This is a genomic window from Streptomyces coerulescens (genome assembly GCF_042657965.1).
Taxonomy (GTDB): Bacteria; Actinomycetota; Actinomycetes; order Streptomycetales; family Streptomycetaceae; genus Streptomyces; species Streptomyces coerulescens.
Genome location: NZ_JBHSKM010000008.1, coordinates 555,827 through 572,930, shown reverse-complemented (window position 1 = coordinate 572,930; position 17,104 = coordinate 555,827). Strand labels below are relative to the sequence as shown.

Below are 17,104 nucleotides of genomic sequence, written 5' to 3'. Positions count from 1 at the left end.
ACATGCCGCTGCTGGGCGGCATCCGTCCGCCGATCGCGCTGCTGTGCCTGCTGATCCTCGCCCTGGCCGGCCTCACGGCCAAGGTGCTGGGCCCGGCCGGCGACCCGGTGGTGCCGAAGGCGGTGCTGGGTTCCCAGCAGCACTTCGCGGAGGACGGCGCGATCGCCCTACGCGCGTCGATCGACGAGCGCGTCACCGACCTGAACCGCACCGCGGCCGCGCTGAACGCCGGTGCGCCGGCCGACCCCGAGCGGGTGCTGTCGGACCTGAGCACCACGTACCAGAAGTGGACCGGCACCACGGTGCTGGACCTGGAGAGCGGCAAGGTGCTCGCCGCACGGGGCGAAACGATTCCTCTGGCCTGGCTGGACAAGGACGTCCTGACCGGAGAGCACGCCCTGACCCCCCGTATGGTCCGCCTGGAGACCGGCGACGTACGGCTGATGACGATGGCCCTCCTCGACTTCGAGGACCGTCCGCAGCAGCTGCTGATCGCCTCCAACAGCCTCTCCGTGCCCGCCATCAACCTGGGCCCGTTCCGCTCGATGGCGGTCGTGGCCCGGGGCGGCGAGGTCCTTGCCACCGCCGGTTTCGAGCAGGCCGAGGCGCTCAACTCGGACGCCGAACGCGACGAGCTGTCCTTCCTGCAGAAGCAGATGACCCGGCTGTCCGAGCGCAGCGCCAAGGAGACCGAGGAGGACCCCGTCAGCGCACGGGAGCCCGGCTCCCGCGGCTACCCGGGCGTCAGCGGCACGCTGCTCGGCGACTCCTACAACGGCCGTATCGCCACCGCCGGATACGCCTCCCTCGCCTCCGCCGACCCCGAGCAGCGCGAGAGCGTCGGCGCGGGCCTCGGGCTGACCGTCGTGGCGATGCTGCCGGTCGTGCAGGAGCACGCCGTCGGGCAGGAGCGGGAGCTGTACGGGCTGATCGCGGCCGGTGTCCTGGTGGTGTTCGGTCTGGTGGCGGCGGCCCTGCTGTGGCGGGCGGTGCAGCGGCCCCTGCTGGCGCTGTTCCTGGAGTCGCGCCGGCTCGCCCGCGGCGATCTGACCCGCCCCGTCGAGGTACCCCGCTGGGGCGAGACCGCCCGCGTCGGCGCCGCCCTGGAGCGGCTGCGGGCGCAGCTGTCCGGTGGGGACGCGGAATCCCACGGCAAGGGCCGCAGGGGCCGGCTCGGACTGCGGGTGCCGCTGGCGCTCACCGCCGTACTGCTGTTGCTGTGGTGTGTGCCGGTCGGGCTGCTGCTCAACCGCACCGACGCTTCGGTGAGCGTGCCCAGCACCATGGTCAACGACCAGCGCGACCGAACCGACCTGGTCGCCGACCGAGTCCGCCGCGCGCTCAACGAGGCCCAGGCCGACCTCGTCTCCATCACCCGGCTGATCGACGCGGACGACCCCGACGCCACCACGGGTGTGCTGGACGACGCGCTGAAGAAGCACACCCGCTACGAGTCCCTGTATGTCGTCGACAAGGGCGGCGACGTCCTGGCCCGTGCCGGAGAGGAGCCGCACGCCGACTGGGGCGGAGGCGACGTCATCCGGGTGGCCGGCGAGGGCGGCAAGAAGCCGGTCGTCCAGGCCGGGGCCGCCGTACCGGAGCACAAGGGCCTGACCCTGGTCGGCGAGATCCGGGTGGAGTTCCTGAACTCGCTGCTGGCCCGGCCCGGTCTCGGTGAGGTCCGTGTGGTCGACACGAAGGCGCGCACCATCGCCGGCAGCAACGGCTTCCTGGCCTTCGAGAGCCTGCCGCGCGAGTCGCTCACCGACCTCGTGCGGGCCGGCGGCGTCAAGGTCGGCGCCGGACCCGTGGAGAACGGGCTGCTCATCCGCGAGGGGCGCTCGGTCACCGTCGCCGCGGCGGCCCCCTTCTCCGGCGGCGGTGTCGCGGCCGACGTCGGCTGGACCGTGATCAGCTGGCAGAACGCCAAGCACTTCGAGATCGCCCCGTACGAGCGCGAGGACCGCAGTGTGCTCGCCGGGATGCTCGGTCTCGCGCTGATCGTGGTGTGCCTCGGCTGGATCCACCTGGTCGTGGTCCGGCCGCTGCGCGCGCTGGCGACCAGCGCGGAGAAGCTGGCCGACGGCGACCTCAAGACCGTGCTGTACCCCCGCTACCACGACGAGGTCGGGGCCGTGGTCCGCAGCCTCGAACTGGTCCGCCAGCAGTTGCAGGCCCGCAGGCAGAACCAGGCGCGCCGGAGTGCCGAGCCCCGGCTCGGCGCCGGAGGAAGGTGACCGGCCCGTGCTCTACCTCTACTTCGTGCTGCTGATCGGCTCGGTGTTCCTGCTGATCGCGGGCATCATCGAGCAGCGCAGGCACTACGCCGCGCTGCACACCATCCCCTCCCGGGTGCTGGTCAACGGCATCCGCGGCAAGTCCTCCATCACCCGGCTGTGCGCCGGTGCCCTGCGCGGCGGTGACCTGGTCACCGTGGCCAAGACGACGGGCACCGCGGCGCGCTTCATCCACCCGGACGCGACCGAGGAGCCGGTCTACCGCAAGTTCGGCATCGCCAACGTGGTGGAGCAGATCGGCATCGTCCGCCGGGCCGCGACCTACCGTCCCGACGCCCTCGTCATCGAGTGCATGGCGGTCATGCCGGCCCTGCAGGAGGTCAACCAGAGCAAGCTGATCCGCTCGACGATCGGCGTGCTGTGCAACGTCCGCGAGGACCACCTCGCCGAGATGGGGCCGACCCTGGACGACGTGGCGCGCTCGCTGTGCCGCTCGATGCCGGAGGACGGCATCTGCGTCACCGCCGAGAAGGAGCGCTTCCACATCCTCCAGGAGGAGGCGGACGCCCGTAACTGCCAGTTGATCTACGCCGATCCGGAGACCGTCACCGACGAGGAGCTGCGCGGCTTCAGCTGGTTCACCTTCAAGGAGAACGTCGCGATCGCGCTGGTCGTGGCCGACCTGCTCGGAGTCGGGCGCGAGGTCGCGCTGCAGGGCATGTACGACGCCCCGCCCGACCCGGGCGTGCTGTCCGTGGAGAAGTACGTCGCCCCCGACGGCCAAAGGCTCGCCTTCGCCAACGTCTTCGCGGCCAACGACCCCGAGTCGACGCTGATGAACATCAACCAGCTGCTCGACCTCGGCGCGATCCGCCGCCCCCTGAACGTCGTGATCAACTGCCGCCCCGACCGGGTGGAGCGCAACGGGCAGATGGGCGAGATCATCCCCGACCTCCGGCCCGACAACGTCTTCGTCATCGGGCACCCCGCCAAGAGTGCCATCGACGCCATCCCCACCGACTGGCGCGACCGCGCGGTCGACCTCGGCGGCGAGCGCCGCTCGGCCGACGAGTTCATGCCGACCCTGCTCGGCCGGATGTCCGACGGGTCCTCGCTGGTCGCCATCGGCAACATCCACGGGCAGGGCGAGGAACTCCTGGAGTACCTGGCCGAGCTCCCGGCGGACGAGAGCGAGCCGGAGGGGGCGGGGGCGGCCGGTGACGCGGTCGCCGCGGCGCCGCACCAGCCGCAGCGCCTGGATCCGTACGCCTCGTACCCCACCGCCTATGAGGAGCGGTACCAGGCGTCGCAGACGCAGGAGATCCCGGTGATCACCATTCCGGCCCCGGTCCAGGCGCCGCAGCGGTACGCCGAGGTGCCCCAGCAGTACCCCGGGAACCAGCAGTACGCCGGGACCCAGCAGTACGCCGAGGTACAGCAGTACGGCCAGGCCCCGGCGCAGTCGCCGCACGGGGCCGGGCAGGCGGAGGTCTCGGCCTGGTTCCGCACCGCGCGACCCGCGGCGCAGCCGTACGGCGAGGACCCCTTCGGCCGGCCGGCGGACGACGACGGAGGGGGACACCCGCCGCGCGCCTGACCCGCCCGCCGGCCATCGCCCACCTCGCCGCCCGCACCTGTATTCCTTCGTCCGGAGACCCCGTTGACCACCGCCGCCCTGACCCCCGAGATGGCTGCCCTCGGCATCGCCATAGGCCTGTTCTTCTCGCTGCTGTGCTATCTCACGACCAACCTGTCGCCCGGCGGCATGATCACCCCCGGTTGGCTCGCGCTCACCCTCATCGAGGACCTCCAGCGCGCGGCCATGGTCGTGGGAGTCACGGCCCTGACCTACGGCGGCACCAAGATCATGCAGCGGCTGGTGATCCTGTACGGCAAGCGGCTGTTCGCCGCGGTGGTGCTGCTGGGCGTGCTGCTCCAGGCCACGGTGATGATCGTGCTCTCGATCGAGTTCCCGCTGCTGTACGGCAACCAGACGCTCGGCTTCATCGTGCCGGGCCTGATCGCCTACCAGATGGTGCGCCAGCCCAAGGGGGCCACGCTGCTGGCCACCGGCACCGTCTCCCTGATGGCCTACATCGTCGTCGCCGCCGGCCTGCTGCTCGGCGTCATGCCGACCGTCTGAGAACCGAGGAGCAAACGATGGCAGGGAAGAAGAAGTCGCGGCCCGTCGTCACCGGCCTGGTGCTGCTGACGCTCGTCGGCGCCTCCGGCTACCTCACGGTGGAACTGCGCAAGCAGGACGAACAGGGTGTCACCGAGGTGCGCAACGTCGGCGTCCTGGAGGGCGGCCGGAGCACCGCCGCCACGGAGAGCGGCAAGGAGACCTGGTCCCGCCTTGAGAACCCGGCGCGGTCCGTGCTGCGCGGCTCCGACGGCCAGATCAAGGCCGTCTTCACGGACGGCGCGCGCACCGCGACGCTGACCGGGCCCGCCCGCACCTTCCAGGAGCCGACCTCGACCGCGTCCAAGGTCAGCACCACGGACTGGGTGCGGCTGATGCCGGAGCCCTGGAAGAAGGGCGCGGAGTCCAAGAAGTGGTTCAAGGACTGGTACGCCGAGTTCAAGGACAGCAAGAAGGACGACATCTTCGCCTTCGCCTTCCAGTACGTGGCGGGCGCACCGGTGAAGAAGGACGCGCAGGGCACCGTCTACGCCGGTGACGCGAACTTCGGTCCGCTGAACACGACCGGGGCCGAGGGCGGCGACCTGCGCCTGGAGCAGTCCGACTTCTACGACTACCTCGGTGTGCAGTACCCGTTCCGGGACGGGACCGTCGGACAGCCGGAGGGCATGCGGGCCCGCTCCGTGGACTGCTCGGGCTTCATCCGCATGGTGCTGGGCTACCGGGCCCGCTACCCCCTGATGTCCTCGGACGCCTCCGGCGACGGACTGCCCCGTACCGCCAACGGCATGGCCCGCTCCAAGGAGGGCGTCGACATCCTGCCGCTGGCCGGTATCTCGGCGCAGGACAGGCCCGCCGCGATCGACCAGCTCCAGCCGGGCGACCTCGTCTTCTTCAAGCTCGACACCCGCACCGGCCAGCGCCTCGACCACGTCGGCATGGTCCTCGGCCACGACACCGAAGGGCATCTGATCTTCGTGTCGAGCCGCGAGGAGGTCAACGGGCCCACCATCGGCGACGTCGGCGGTGTGTCCCGGCTCGACGGCAACGGCTACTACGCCAAGACGCTGCGCAGCGCCAAGCGGCTGTAGGGGACGCCGGGCCCGGGGACACCGGGCCCGGGGGCGGCGTCCGCCCTACTCGCCGGCCGCTGCCGAAGCCTGGATCTGGCCCCGCCTGAGGATCTGCTGGAACGTGAACTCCTCCAGCTCGTCACTGACCTGGAAGGCGGTGGTGTCCTTGTCCGTCATGTCCTTGCCGCTGGTGAAGCCGGTGATGGTGAAGTAGGCGTAGCGGCCGTAGGAGTTGGACGTCGACAGGCAGACGGACGAGGTGCAGAAGTCCTTGACGCCCTTGCCGGACAGCGACCGGATGATGTCCTTCTTGGTGTTCACCTGGCCCTTGACCTTGGTGGCCTGCGCCGCGTTGTCGAAGACCGCCACGCCGACCGTCACCGCGATGCCGTCCTTCACGTACGAGACGCGCATGAAGCGGGTGCAGTCGCTGTTGGTGAGGATCTTCGGCAGGCCGCCCTTGGTGACCGCCGAGCAGCTCTTGGTGTCGTCCGTGGCGCCCTTCTTGTACACCTTGCCGCCGACGGTCAGCTGGGTGCCCGGGAAGAGGGTCTGGACGCCGAGCGGGGCGGTGTCCTTGCTCTTGCTGGAGATGAAGTCCTTCGGATCCAGCGGCGGCGGAGCGCTCGTCGGCGCGAACGACGGCGCGGCGCCCGACTCGCTGGGCAGGTCCGCGGTCCCGGGCAGCGAGGAAGACGGCTTGTTCGACGCGGAGTTGCTGCCGTTCGCGGACACCACGGCCACCGCCACGGCGGCACCGATGGCGACCGTCGCCAGTGCGCCGCCGCCGATGAACAGCAGCCGGCGCCGCTTGTTGCGGGTCTCCGAGGCCTCGGCGAGCGCGGCCCAGTCCGGAGTCTGATCGGCGCCGTCGTTCCACGGCTGCTGGGAATGCGGTTTCCAGGGATCCCACTGGGACTGGGGTCCCCCCTGCTGCCCGTAGCTCATGGGGCGCATCTTAGACGGCCCCGGGGTGTGCCGGTCCGCCCCAAGAGGCGCACAGGCCCCTAGCGTTCAGTCGATGAGCGAGCACAAAAGCGACATCTCCGGGTGGTTGGTACGACGGGCCTCATGGCATCTGTGGGTGGCGCTCGGGGCCGTGCTGGTGGCCCTCGTGGCGCGTACGGCCCGGCTGACCTCGAACGGAGGGATGGACAACGCGATCGTCGTGCGGGCGGCACGGGTGTGGCTGGCCGGTGGATCGCCGTATGACGACCCCCACTTCCTCTATCTGCCGAGCGCGGTCGTCGCCGCGGCTCCGTGGACGGCGGTTCCGCGCGGTGCGCTGAGCGTGCTGGTGCCGCTGATGGTGACCGGGTGTCTGGTCGGGGGCTGGGTCTGCGCGCTGCGGCTGCACGGTGTCCCGCCGCGCAGCCGTTTCGCGGCGCTCGGCCTGATCGGTCTGGCGGTCGGGTTCGCGCCGTTCGCCCATCTCGTGCTGCTGGGGAACTGGACGGCGACCGCGGCGCTCGCGCTGCCGCTCGCGGTGCTGCTGGTGGGGCGCGGGCGCTGGGTGGCGGCGGGGCTGGTGCTCGGAGCGGCGGTCGCGCTGAAGCCGCTGCTGGCGCCGGTGGGGCTGCTGTTCGTGTTCGCGCGGCGGTGGCGGGGCCTGGCGTGGCTGGCCGGGGTACCGGCGGCGACCTCGGCGGGCGCGGCCCTGCTGCTGCCGGATCCGGCCGGGTTCTTCACCCGCACCCTGCCCTTTCTCCTGCGGGGCGACGACGGTTTCGTACGGCTCTATGAGGCGTCGCCGCTCGCGGTGCTGCCGCGGATGGGGGTGCCGGGGGTGTGGGCCGCGCTGCTCGCGTTCGCGATGGCCGCGGCCGGGGTGGCGTGTGCGTATCGGCGGTGGCGGGCCGGGGACGCGGGCCCGCTGCGGCCGGCGGAGACGGCGGCGCTGCTGATGCTCTCGGCGTTCCTGGTGTCCAGGCCGTCGTACGACCACTATCTGCTGGTCGTCGTGCCGCTGCTGCTGGCCGGGGCGCTTCAGGAGGGGGCGGTGACCCGGCGGCCCTGGTTCTGGCTGGCGCTGGTGCCGCAGCTGCGGGGGGTGACCTGGCCGTATCTGGAGGCGGGGGAGCGGCGGGCCTTCCGGGACGCCGTCACGTTGTGTGTACTGGCGATGACGCTGGCGGTGCACTGCCGGAGGGGCGGCGGAGATCGGCCCGTCCGGCGTTCGAGGACGAGGCCCCTCGAAGTCGATGCGGGGGTCCGGGGGTGGCAGCCCCCAGGGCCGCGGGCGGATACCCTGGGTGCAGAGCAGGAGCCGCGGCCCCCGGCGACCCGTTTTGACCCGGCCTAGGCGCCGCAGGTATCCTGCATGTTCGTTGTGTATTGGCTTGCTCATTCTCACGGGACGGGCCCTTACACCGGTCCACCGGGCCGATATGACCAGCGACCCCACGTACGCGGTATGCGTCGCCGCAGTGCGGTCCAGGCTGTCGTGATCGTTTCGGTGACCTGTCAGGACCATTCACTCGAAGCGAAGGCTACGAACCGTGCGTACGTACAGCCCCAAGCCCGGCGATGTGACGCGCCAGTGGCACGTCATTGACGCTCAGGACGTCGTCCTGGGCCGTCTCGCCAGCACCGCCGCCTCCATCCTGCGGGGCAAGCACAAGCCGATCTACGCGCCCCACGTCGACACCGGTGACTTCGTCATCATCATCAACGCCGACAAGGTGCACCTCTCCGGCAACAAGCGGACCCAGAAGATGGCGTACCGCCACTCCGGCTACCCGGGCGGTCTGCGCTCCGTCCGTTACGACGAGCTCCTCGACAAGAACCCCGAGAAGGCCATCGAGAAGGCCGTCAAGGGCATGCTCCCCAAGAACTCCCTGGGCCGTCAGATGCTCTCGAAGCTGAAGGTCTACAAGGGTGACCAGCACCCGCACGGCGCGCAGCAGCCGCAGCCGTACGAGATCACCCAGGTCGCGCAGTAAGTCCGGCCACCCCCTAAGACCGAACAGAATCTGAGGAGAATCGTGGCCGAGACCACTGCCGAGCAGCCGCTCGAAGAGCTTGACATCGACAGCTACACCACCGAGTCCGAGGTTCCGGTGGAGGGTGAGTACACCTCCGAGTCCCTCGCCTCGCGCTTCGGTGAGCCCCAGCCGGCCGCCGGCCTGGGCCGTCGCAAGAACGCCATCGCCCGCGTCCGGATCGTTCCGGGCACCGGCAAGTGGAAGATCAACGGTCGCACCCTCGAGGACTACTTCCCGAACAAGGTGCACCAGCAGGAAGTCAACGAGCCGTTCAAGGTCCTCGAGCTCGAGGGCCGTTACGACGTCGTCGCCCGCATCGCCGGTGGCGGTGTCTCCGGTCAGGCCGGTGCGCTGCGTCTCGGTGTCGCCCGCGCCCTGAACGAGGCCGACGTCGACAACAACCGCGGCCCGCTGAAGAAGGCCGGCTTCCTCAAGCGCGACGACCGTGCGGTCGAGCGCAAGAAGGCCGGTCTCAAGAAGGCCCGCAAGGCCCCGCAGTACAGCAAGCGCTAAGCGCAAGCTGCCTCTGCTCGTACTCCGGTACTCCGAACGCCCCGGCGGCACGCCACCGTGCCGCCGGGGCGTTCGTCTTATCCCCGGGCTCGGGCGTATAACGGCACAAGACGTTCAAAGGCTTGTGTGATCCGATGCCCAGGCATGGAATGCCCGGAAGCGGGAGCCCCCGGCGGTCTGCGCGCGAGCGTGCGCCGGCTCCGCGACCGGAACTGATGTTTCCTCAGGAGGACAAGTGGGACGACTCTTCGGCACGGACGGCGTGCGTGGTGTCGCCAACGCGGATCTGACGGCCGAGATGGCGCTCGGTCTCTCCGTGGCGGCGGCGCACGTACTGGCCGAGGCGGGCACCTTCGAGGGCCACCGGCCGACCGCGGTGGTCGGAAGGGACCCGCGCGCGTCCGGGGAGTTCCTGGAGGCCGCCGTGGTCGCGGGCCTCGCGAGCGCCGGTGTGGACGTCCTGCGGGTCGGCGTTCTGCCGACGCCCGCGGTCGCCCACCTGACCGGCTCGCTCGGCGCCGACCTCGGTGTCATGCTCTCCGCCAGCCACAACGCCATGCCCGACAACGGCATCAAGTTCTTCGCCCGCGGCGGCCACAAGCTCGCCGACGAGCTGGAGGACCGGATCGAGGCGGTGTACGAGTCCCACCGGCACGGCGAGCCGTGGGAGCGGCCGACGGGTTCCGGGGTCGGACGGGTGCGGTCGTACGAGGCCGGGTTCGGCGAGTACGTCACCCACCTCCTGAGCGTGCTGCCCAACCGCCTCGACGGCCTGAAGGTCGTTCTCGACGAGGCGCACGGCGCCGCCGCGGGTGCCTCGCCGGAGGCGTTCACGCGGGCCGGGGCCGAGATCGTCACCATCGGGGCCGAGCCGGACGGGCTCAACATCAACGACGGCTGCGGGTCCACGCACCTGGAGAAGCTGAAGGCCGCGGTCGTGGAGCAGGGGGCCGACCTCGGCATCGCGCACGACGGTGACGCCGACCGCTGCCTCGCCGTGGACCACACCGGTGCGGAAGTCGACGGCGACCAGATCCTCGCCGTGCTCGCGCTCGCGATGCGGGAGCGGTCCGAGCTGCGGTCCGAGACCGTCGTCGCGACCGTGATGTCCAACCTCGGGTTCAAACTCGCCATGGAGCGCGAGGGCATCGCGCTGGTGCAGACCGCGGTCGGTGACCGGTATGTACTGGAGGAGATGAAGGAGCGCGGGTTCGCCCTGGGCGGCGAGCAGTCCGGGCACGTCATCATCCTCGACCACGCCACCACCGGTGACGGCACGCTGACCGGGCTGCTGCTCGCGGCGCGGGTCGCGCAGACCGGTCGTACGCTCAAGGACCTCGCGTCCGTCATGGAGCGGCTGCCGCAGGTGCTGATCAATGTGCCGGACGTGGACAAGTCGCGGGTGAAGACCTCGGCGGAGCTGGCGTCCGCGGTCACCGAGGCCGAGCGGGAACTCGGGTCCACCGGGCGGGTGTTGCTGCGTCCGTCGGGCACGGAGCCGCTGGTGCGGGTGATGGTCGAGGCGGCCGACATCGATCAGGCCCGGTCCGTCGCCGGACGTCTGGCCGATGCGGTGAAGTCGGCGCTGGGGTAAGCCGGCGCGGACGTGCGCGGATCACTCGATCGTACGTCACAAAATGTGCACACTTGATGACTGATTGTTTCACTTTTGTCGAGGGGGGCTCTACGCGGCGTCCCGCCTCGACGAAAGTGAGAGACCCAGCATGAAGATCGTGAGCACCACCCTGAAGCGAGCGGTCGGTCCGGCCCTGGCGGCCGGTCTCGTCGTGACCGCGCTCGCCTCGCCGGCGGCGGCCCAGACCCCCGGCTCCACCGCGTTCCGTCTGTTCGGCACTGCCTTCCTCAACGCGCGTGCCGGTGTGGCGAACCAAATGACGGCCAGTGTCGTCGGAGGTCGTCTGATCTTCGAGGACATGACCGGTGTCGCGGTGGGACCGGGGTGCAGACGACTGACCGCCACGAGCGCCGACTGCGGCGTCGCCACCACCGTCGGAGGGCTTGCGATCCAGATGGGCGACGGCATCGACACCTACCAGGGGCTGGTCGGGATGCGCACCGTCGTCGAAGGCGGTCCGGGCGCCGACACCGTGGAGACCGGCGCCGGCAACGACACGATCGGCGTGAGCGGCGACATGACCGTCGACACGGTGGTCTCCTGTGGCGGCGGCTCCGATGTGGTGTTCCGGGACCCCGGTGACCTCTTCCTCAACCCGGCCACCTGCGAAAGGCGCATCCCCTAGACCCCACCCGCCTTCGCCGGACGCTCGCGCTGCCTGGCCCACAGCCATTTCTGGGTCAGCAGCGTGAGCGTGCCGGCCAGGACGATGCCCAGCAGGTTCAGCAGGAGCTGTTCCGTGGAGCCCCAGGCCTGCTTGTACTCGCTGTAGCTGAAGGCCACCGCCGCGTTCGCGGCCGCCGGGACCGTGGTCACCGAGATGGCGACTCCCACCAGAGCGCCCGACTTGGCCGAGGTCAGGGACAGGGTGCCCGCGCAGCCCGCCAGGACGGCCACGACGAACGAGAACCAGTCGGGCCGGTAGATGAAGTTGGTGTTGGGGCGTTCGGCGTCCAGTTGCCCGGCGCTGAACAGGCCCACCGCGTCCATGAAGTGGCTGAAGCCCACCGTGACCACCATCGCCGCCGCGAAGCCCACCAGCAGCGCGGTCAGCGATCGCAGCGCCAGGCGCGGCGCCCGCTGCACGATCGCCGTGCAGAAGCCCGCCAGCGGCCCGAACTCCGGGCCGACCGCCATCGCGCCCACGATCAGGATCGCGTTGTCGAGCACCACACCGCAGGCCGCGATCATCGTCGCGAGTGTGATGAAGGCGAGGTAGGTGACCGACAGGGTCGACTCCTCGTGCGTCGCGTCCGCCAGATGCTCCCAGAGCACCGCGTCCGCACCCTCACCGGGAGCCTCCGCCTCGGCCTTGTCGGCACGCTTGGACAACGACAGATCGATGTTCTCCACGGCGATGGAGCCGCGCTCCTCGATGCCCAACTGCTGGAGGCCGGTGAGCAGTTCGTCACCGGCCTCCCGCGCCACGTCACACAGCACCAGATCGCCCGCCGGGTTGCGGGCGGCGCCGGGCAGGACGGCGAGATGGGTCGTACCGACCGTCCCCTCGATCAGACGGAGCACGTCGTCCGTCCTGTCGGCCGGTGTGATCAGGCGCAGGTGCAGCATGGCGGCAGACTAGCCGTCACAGCTTGCGCAGGCTCAGCCGCTGCACCTTGTGGTCCGGGCCCTTGCGTACGACGAGGGTGGCCCGGCCGCGGGTGGGGGCGATGTTCTCCACCAGATTGGGCTTGTTGATGGTCCGCCACATCGTGCGGGCGTAGTCGAGAGCCTCGTCCTCCGACACCTGGGTGTACTTGCGGAAGTACGAGGACGGGTTCTGGAAGGCGGTCTCGCGCAGCCGCTTGAAGCGGTTGAGGTACCAGGTCTCGATGTCCTCGGTGCGGGCGTCGACGTACACGCTGAAGTCGAAGTAGTCGGCGAGGCCGACCCGGGTGCGGCCGTCCTTGCCGGGCAGGGCGGGCTGGAGGACGTTCAGGCCCTCGACGATCAGGATGTCCGGGCGGCGGACGGTGAGCCGCTGGTCCGGGACGATGTCGTAGATCAGGTGGGAGTAGACGGGGGCCGTGACCTCGTCCTTGCCCGCCTTGATGTCGGCGACGAAGCGGGTGAGCGCGCGGCGGTCGAAGGACTCGGGGAAACCTTTCCGCGACATCAGGCCGCGGGCCTGGAGCTCCTTGGTGGGCAGCAGGAAGCCGTCGGTGGTGACCAGCTCGACGCGCGGGTGCTCGGGCCAGCGGGAGAGCAGGGCCTGGAGGAGCCGGGCGACCGTGGACTTGCCGACGGCGACGGAGCCGGCGACCCCTATGACGAACGGGGTGCCGGACTGGGAGCCCTGTTCGCCGAGGAAGGTGTTCAGGGCGCCGCGCAGGCCGTCGGTGGCGCCGACGTAGAGGTTGAGCAGGCGGGACAGCGGGAGGTAGATGTCCCGCACCTCGTCGAGGTCGATGACATCGCCGAGACCGCGCAGCTTCTCGACCTCCTCCGCCGTGAGGGGCAGGGGGGTCTTGTCGCGCAGGGCGCTCCACTCGGCGCGGGTGAGGTCGACGTAGGGAGTCGCCTCCGGCCGTTGCCGGTGGGCGCTCCGGGGCATCGAGGAGACCGGAGAGATCACAGTCCATTGTTACGGGAGTACGAACGGACGGCGGGGTGGGATCCGTCACGCGATGGCTTTTGGGGGAAATCCCGACAAGACGCGGAATGTCAGTGGCGTGCGTCACAGTTGTGGAAGAGGTGGGCCCGGGCCGGGTCCACGAACCCCGAGGGGTGGCCCATGACGACGTATGCGATAGAGGCGGAAGGCCTGGTCAAGCGGTTCAGGGAGACCGAGGCGCTGGCCGGGGTCGACCTGGCGGCCCGCAGGGGCTCGGTGCTCGGGCTGCTGGGCCCCAACGGCGCGGGGAAGACGACTGCGGTACGGATCTTCGCGACGCTGCTCCGGCCCGACGGGGGCCGGGCGCAGGTGGCCGGGCACGACGTGGTCCGGGAGGCCGGGGTCGTCCGCGCCATGGTCGGGCTGACCGGGCAGTACGCGGCGGTCGACGAGAACCTGACCGGCACGGAGAACCTGCTGCTCATCGGGCGTCTGCTGGGGCTGCCACGACGGGAGGCGCGGGCCCGGGCCGCCGAGCTCCTTGAGCGGTTCCAGCTCTCGGACGCGGCCGGCCGGGCCACCAAGACGTACTCCGGGGGCATGCGCAGACGCCTGGACCTCGCGGCCAGCCTGGTGGGCCGGCCCAGCATCCTCTTCCTCGACGAGCCGACCACCGGCCTGGACCCGCACAGCCGCGGTGAGCTGTGGGACCTGCTGCGCGGGCTGGTCGCGGACGGGGCGACGGCCCTGCTGACCACGCAGTATCTGAACGAGGCCGATGTGCTGGCCGACGACATCGTGGTGATCGACAAGGGCCGGGTGATCGCCGAGGGCACCCCGGACCAGCTGAAGTCGCAGGTCGGCGGGCAGGTGCTGGAGCTGCGGCCGGTGCAGGCGGACGATCTCGCGCGGGTGCACGCGCTGGTGGCCGAGGCGGCGGGACCGCAGACCCAGATCGAGGGCGAGACGATCACCGCGCCGGTGAAGGACCCCCAGCTGATGCCGGCCGTCGTGCGCACGCTGGACCGCGAGGGGATAGCGGTGGGCGAGCTCGCGCTGCGCCGCTCCTCGCTGGACGAGGTGTTCCTGGCCCTGACCGGGCACCGGGCCGAGCCCGGCGAGCCGGAGGGGGACGGTGGTGCGGCCGTATCGGAGGACGGGAGTGAGCTGGAGAAGGCGGTGAGCCGGTCATGACCGCCGCAGGCATCAGTGTGCCGATCACCAGGTCGGGGCGGGTGCGACCGCTGGACGGACTGCGGCAGACGTTCACGATGGCTTGGCGGAGCCTGGTGGCGGTCAAGCACAACCCGCTCGAACTGGTCGACTACAGCATCACGCCGATCATGTTCGTGTTCCTCTTCACCTATGTGCTGGGCGGGCAGATGGCCGGGTCGCCGGAGGCGTATCTGAAGTACGCGCTGCCGGGGATCATCGTCCAGAACACGCTGTTCATGACGATGTACACGGCCATGGCCCTGAACACCGACCTCACCAAGGGCGTCTTCGACCGTCTGCGCAGCCTGCCGATCGCCCGCTCCGCCCCGCTCATCGGCCGTATCACCGCCGACCTCGCCAAGCACCTCTGGGCGCTGCTGCTGATGATCGGCCTCGGTCTGCTGCTCGGCTTCCGGGTCACCGGCGGGCTGGGCGGGTTCCTGCTCGGGACGCTGCTGGTGATCGTGTTCGCTGCCGCGGTGTCCTGGAGCGCGGTACTGATCGGGATGCTGGCGGGGGACGCGGAGAAGGTGCAGGCCTTCGCGTTCACGATCATCTTCCCGATCACCTTCACCAGCAGCGCGTTCGTGATGGTGGACACGATGCCGGGGTGGCTGCAGGCGTGGAGCGACGTGAATCCGGTGACCCATCTGTCGGACGCGTTCCGGGGGTTGCTGCTGGGCGGGCCGGTCGCCGAGCCGGTGCTGTGGTCGCTGGTGTGGGCCGCGGGGATCGCCGTGGTGTTCTATCCGTTGGCCATGCGGGCGTATCGGGCGAAGACCTGAGGGTCCGTCGACCGGGCGGAAGGTGCCGGTCCGGGCGTTCGTACCACCGTAGGAATTTCCGAAATCGGGCACGCTACGGCCTTTTCTGGACGGAGTTCGGTCGTAGGCTGCCGCGCATGTGCGGAATCGTGGGATACGTGGGGTCGCAGTCGGCGCTCGAGATCGTCACCGCCGGGCTGAAGCGGCTGGAGTACCGGGGATACGACTCGGCGGGGGTCGCCGTGCCGGCGGACGGGGGGCTGGCCGCCGCCAAGAAGGCGGGGAAGCTCGTCAATCTCGAGAAGGAGCTCAAAGAGCGGCCCCTGCCCACCGGGACCACCGGGATCGGGCACACGCGCTGGGCCACTCATGGAGGGCCCACGGACGCGAACGCGCATCCCCATCTCGACAACGCCGGGCGCGTCGCCGTGGTGCACAACGGGATCATCGAGAACTTCGCCGCGCTGCGGGTCGAGTTGGCGGAGCGGGGCCATGAGCTCCGTTCCGAGACCGACACCGAGGTCGTCGCGCATCTGATCGCCGAGGAGTTCTCGGGCTGTGCCGATCTCGCCGAGGCCATGCGGCGCGTCTGCCGGCGGTTGGAGGGTGCCTTCACGCTCGTCGCCGTGCATGCGGACGAGCCCGATGTGGTGGTCGGGGCGCGTCGGAACTCTCCGCTCGTGGTGGGTGTCGGGGAGGGGGAGGCCTTCCTCGCCTCGGACGTCGCCGCGTTCATCGACCACACGCGGTCGGCGATCGAGCTCGGGCAGGACCAGGTCGTGGAACTGCGGCGGGACGGGGTGAGTGTCACCGGGTTCGACGGGCGGCCCGCGGACGTGCGGTCGTACCACGTCGACTGGGACGCCTCGGCCGCCGAGAAGGGCGGCTACGACTACTTCATGCTCAAGGAGATCGCCGAGCAGCCCAAGGCTGTCGCCGACACCTTGCTGGGGCGCATCGACGCCGCCGGGTCCCTGACGCTGGACGAGGTGCGGATCAGCGCCTCGGAGCTGCGCGAGGTCGACAAGGTCGTCATCGTCGCCTGCGGTACGGCCTTCCATGCCGGACTGATCGCCAAGTACGCCATCGAGCACTGGACGCGGATCCCGTGCGAGGTGGAGCTGGCCAGCGAGTTCCGCTACCGGGATCCGATCCTCGACCAGCAGACCCTCGTCATCGCCATCTCCCAGTCCGGCGAGACCATGGACACGCTCATGGCGCTGCGGCACGCCCGTGAGCAGGGCTCCAAGGTGCTGGCGATCTGCAACACCAACGGGTCGACCATCCCGCGCGAGTCCGATGCGGTGCTGTACACCCACGCCGGGCCGGAGGTCGCGGTCGCCTCGACGAAGGCGTTCTTGACGCAACTGGTGGCCTGCTATCTGGTCGCCCTCTATCTCGGGCAGGTGCGGGGCACCAAGTGGGGGGACGAGATCCATGTCGTCATCCGCGATCTGTCGCACATCGGCAGCGATGTCGAGCGGGTCCTGGAGACGATGGAGCCCGTCCGGGCGCTGGCGCGGTCGCTCGCCCACAAGAACACGGTGCTCTTCCTCGGCCGGCACGTGGGGTACCCCGTTGCCCTGGAGGGCGCGCTCAAGCTGAAGGAACTCGCCTACATGCATGCCGAGGGGTTCGCGGCGGGGGAGTTGAAGCACGGGCCGATCGCCCTCATCGAGGACGACCTGCCGGTCGTGGTGGTCGTGCCCTCACCCCGCGGGCGTTCGGTTCTGCACGACAAGATCGTGTCCAACATGCAGGAGATCCGGGCGCGCGGAGCGCGGACCATCGTGATCGCGGAGGAGGGGGACGAGGCGGTGGTGCCGTACGCGGACCATCTGATCCGGATTCCGGCGACTCCTACCCTGCTTCAGCCCATGGTGGCCACGGTGCCGTTGCAGGTCTTCGCCTGCGAGTTGGCCACCGCCCGGGGGAACGAGGTGGATCAGCCGCGGAATCTGGCGAAGTCGGTGACCGTGGAGTGA

The 17,104-nt window shown here is 70.2% G+C and carries 15 protein-coding genes; 12 read left to right on the top strand and 3 right to left on the bottom strand.

Features of this window, described 5'->3' with window-relative positions:
- Positions 1-2 precede the first annotated feature (2 nt).
- The 4 genes from ACFPQ9_RS16835 (at position 3) to ACFPQ9_RS16820 (ending at position 5,471) form a co-directional block, all read left to right on the top strand.
- Positions 3-2,237 (top strand): HAMP domain-containing protein, encoded by a 2,235-nt coding sequence (locus tag ACFPQ9_RS16835; protein WP_380853493.1) that lies wholly within the window; start codon positions 3-5, stop codon positions 2,235-2,237.
- A 7-nt stretch (positions 2,238-2,244) separates the two neighbouring features.
- Positions 2,245-3,834 carry a poly-gamma-glutamate synthase PgsB gene (gene pgsB, locus ACFPQ9_RS16830; protein WP_380853491.1) on the top strand — a complete coding sequence of 530 codons (1,590 nt, stop codon included), beginning with the start codon at positions 2,245-2,247 and terminating at the stop codon, positions 3,832-3,834.
- Between the two features lie 63 nt (positions 3,835-3,897).
- Complete coding sequence (locus ACFPQ9_RS16825) at positions 3,898-4,380, top strand: poly-gamma-glutamate biosynthesis protein PgsC/CapC (RefSeq protein ID WP_019753111.1); 483 nt, start codon at positions 3,898-3,900, stop codon at positions 4,378-4,380.
- Between the two features lie 17 nt (positions 4,381-4,397).
- Positions 4,398-5,471, top strand: a complete 1,074-nt coding sequence (locus tag ACFPQ9_RS16820; protein ID WP_380853488.1) for a C40 family peptidase — start codon at positions 4,398-4,400, stop codon at positions 5,469-5,471.
- A gap of 45 nt (positions 5,472-5,516) precedes the next feature.
- On the opposite strand, the gene ACFPQ9_RS16815 is transcribed toward ACFPQ9_RS16820, so the two are convergent.
- Positions 5,517-6,401 (bottom strand): hypothetical protein, encoded by an 885-nt coding sequence (locus tag ACFPQ9_RS16815; RefSeq protein WP_380853486.1) that lies wholly within the window; start codon positions 6,399-6,401, stop codon positions 5,517-5,519.
- 73 nt (positions 6,402-6,474) lie between these two features.
- Between ACFPQ9_RS16815 and ACFPQ9_RS16810 the strand changes: the two genes are divergently transcribed.
- From ACFPQ9_RS16810 to ACFPQ9_RS16790, 5 genes are all read left to right on the top strand, one after another.
- Entirely contained in the window at positions 6,475-7,755 is a 1,281-nt protein-coding gene (locus ACFPQ9_RS16810; protein ID WP_380853484.1) for a glycosyltransferase family 87 protein, read from the top strand.
- A 196-nt stretch (positions 7,756-7,951) separates the two neighbouring features.
- Positions 7,952-8,395, top strand: coding sequence for a 50S ribosomal protein L13 (gene rplM, locus ACFPQ9_RS16805; protein ID WP_356583574.1), 444 nt, complete (start codon positions 7,952-7,954; stop codon positions 8,393-8,395).
- A gap of 42 nt (positions 8,396-8,437) precedes the next feature.
- Complete coding sequence (gene rpsI / locus ACFPQ9_RS16800; RefSeq protein ID WP_019754544.1) at positions 8,438-8,950, top strand: 30S ribosomal protein S9; 513 nt, start codon at positions 8,438-8,440, stop codon at positions 8,948-8,950.
- Between the two features lie 235 nt (positions 8,951-9,185).
- Positions 9,186-10,544 (top strand): phosphoglucosamine mutase, encoded by a 1,359-nt coding sequence (glmM, locus tag ACFPQ9_RS16795; protein WP_380853481.1) that lies wholly within the window; start codon positions 9,186-9,188, stop codon positions 10,542-10,544.
- A 139-nt stretch (positions 10,545-10,683) separates the two neighbouring features.
- Positions 10,684-11,211 carry a hypothetical protein gene (locus ACFPQ9_RS16790; RefSeq protein ID WP_380853479.1) on the top strand — a complete coding sequence of 176 codons (528 nt, stop codon included), beginning with the start codon at positions 10,684-10,686 and terminating at the stop codon, positions 11,209-11,211.
- Here ACFPQ9_RS16790 and ACFPQ9_RS16785 read toward each other — a convergent pair.
- Together ACFPQ9_RS16785 and coaA are read right to left on the bottom strand one after the other, a co-directional pair.
- Positions 11,208-12,155 carry a DUF389 domain-containing protein gene (locus ACFPQ9_RS16785; protein ID WP_380853477.1) on the bottom strand — a complete coding sequence of 316 codons (948 nt, stop codon included), beginning with the start codon at positions 12,153-12,155 and terminating at the stop codon, positions 11,208-11,210. The genes ACFPQ9_RS16790 and ACFPQ9_RS16785 overlap by 4 nt on opposite strands.
- A gap of 16 nt (positions 12,156-12,171) precedes the next feature.
- On the bottom strand, positions 12,172-13,140 hold the full coding sequence (gene coaA, locus ACFPQ9_RS16780; RefSeq protein ID WP_380853475.1) for a type I pantothenate kinase: 969 nt from the start codon (positions 13,138-13,140) through the stop codon (positions 12,172-12,174).
- Positions 13,141-13,320: 180 nt separating this feature from the next.
- Between coaA and ACFPQ9_RS16775 the strand changes: the two genes are divergently transcribed.
- The 3 genes from ACFPQ9_RS16775 to glmS all read left to right on the top strand — a co-directional run bounded on the left by ACFPQ9_RS16775 (position 13,321) and on the right by glmS (position 17,104).
- Entirely contained in the window at positions 13,321-14,334 is a 1,014-nt protein-coding gene (locus tag ACFPQ9_RS16775) for an ATP-binding cassette domain-containing protein (protein ID WP_380853473.1), read from the top strand.
- Positions 14,331-15,140, top strand: a complete 810-nt coding sequence (locus ACFPQ9_RS16770) for an ABC transporter permease (protein ID WP_380853471.1) — start codon at positions 14,331-14,333, stop codon at positions 15,138-15,140. The genes ACFPQ9_RS16775 and ACFPQ9_RS16770 overlap by 4 nt, the downstream gene beginning before the upstream one ends.
- Before the next feature lie 116 nt (positions 15,141-15,256).
- A complete protein-coding gene (glmS, locus tag ACFPQ9_RS16765) occupies positions 15,257-17,104 on the top strand; it encodes a glutamine--fructose-6-phosphate transaminase (isomerizing) (RefSeq protein WP_380853469.1) in 1,848 nt (615 codons plus the stop codon).

Coding starts and splice junctions, on each gene's coding strand:
- ACFPQ9_RS16835 (WP_380853493.1), top strand. CDS start 3: ATGCCGCTGCTGGGCGGCATCCGTCCGCCGATCGCGCTGCTGTGCCTG.
- ACFPQ9_RS16820 (WP_380853488.1), top strand. CDS start 4,398: ATGGCAGGGAAGAAGAAGTCGCGGCCCGTCGTCACCGGCCTGGTGCTG.
- ACFPQ9_RS16815 (WP_380853486.1), bottom strand. CDS start 6,401: ATGAGCTACGGGCAGCAGGGGGGACCCCAGTCCCAGTGGGATCCCTGG.
- ACFPQ9_RS16810 (WP_380853484.1), top strand. CDS start 6,475: ATGAGCGAGCACAAAAGCGACATCTCCGGGTGGTTGGTACGACGGGCC.
- ACFPQ9_RS16785 (WP_380853477.1), bottom strand. CDS start 12,155: ATGCTGCACCTGCGCCTGATCACACCGGCCGACAGGACGGACGACGTG.
- coaA (WP_380853475.1), bottom strand. CDS start 13,140: ATGCCCCGGAGCGCCCACCGGCAACGGCCGGAGGCGACTCCCTACGTC.
- ACFPQ9_RS16775 (WP_380853473.1), top strand. CDS start 13,321: ATGACGACGTATGCGATAGAGGCGGAAGGCCTGGTCAAGCGGTTCAGG.
- ACFPQ9_RS16770 (WP_380853471.1), top strand. CDS start 14,331: ATGACCGCCGCAGGCATCAGTGTGCCGATCACCAGGTCGGGGCGGGTG.
- glmS (WP_380853469.1), top strand. CDS start 15,257: ATGTGCGGAATCGTGGGATACGTGGGGTCGCAGTCGGCGCTCGAGATC.